Genomic DNA, 970 nt, shown 5'->3' with positions numbered 1-970 from the left:
AGTTTTGGAAGATATCTCTTGGTGATTCCGAGCAGAAAGAATTACACAGATATTGCTTCAGCAATGGTGAGGCTCGAATTGGCTGGGGATATACTGGAGACTTGAACTCTGATATATCTGAGCGCACAGAAAAAGAACTGTCATATCTTGAAGGACTTGGTAGCAATGACAAGTCTTCTATAAAGGTTTTTTCTGAAAAAATTCAAGTTGGAGATGTATTACTTTGTCTTAAAAATAAAAACACTGTAAGAGCTATTGGCATAGTAACGTCAGACTATGAGTTTGATACAAGCTTTAAAGGTCTTGCCGAGTTCCATCACACTCGTAAGGTAAATTGGATACTACAAGATATCAATTTTGATATATATGCCTTAAATAATAATACCAACTTAACTCAAAAAACTTGTTATAAGATTGATAGGTTTACATGGAATGACTTAGCCGAAAGCTTAGAACATCAAGGTTATTCACTAGATAGCCAATCTATAAGTGATTCTGCAAAAGATTCAAATAACCATATACTGATAATTGACGAAATTAACCGTGGCAATATATCTCGTATTTTCGGCGAGCTTATTACATTGCTCGAGCCTGATAAACGTAAAGATGGTACAGATGCGCGCGAAGTGATACTGCCTTATTCTAAAGAGAAATTTTCAGTTCCTTCAAACCTTTACGTACTGGGAACTATGAATACCGCTGATAAATCTCTTGCACAGCTAGATTTAGCATTACGCCGTCGATTTGATTTTGTTGAGCTATTACCTCAACCTGAACTTTTAGATAGCATAGAAGTTTATAAGACTCCCATATCTGAAGTATTAACAGTAATGAATCAGCGTATTGAGGTGCTGTTAGATCGTGAACACACAATAGGTCACTCGTATTTTTGGTCTTTGAAAGACTTGGATTCAGATGACGAAAAAGAAATTGAATTAGGTAATATTTTTAAGAGACGAATTATCCCTTT

Annotated in this window: 1 protein-coding gene; it reads left to right on the top strand. The window is 35.4% G+C overall.

All coding sequences use genetic code 11. The features are described from left to right. Nucleotides 1-970 (top strand): AAA family ATPase (locus ACS8FD_RS17325; protein ID WP_439276763.1); only part of this gene is annotated, 970 nt, incomplete at both ends.

The sequence above is a fragment of the Psychrobacter sp. 1U2 genome, assembly GCF_051847575.1.
This window is presented reverse-complemented; position numbering and strand designations above follow the sequence as displayed.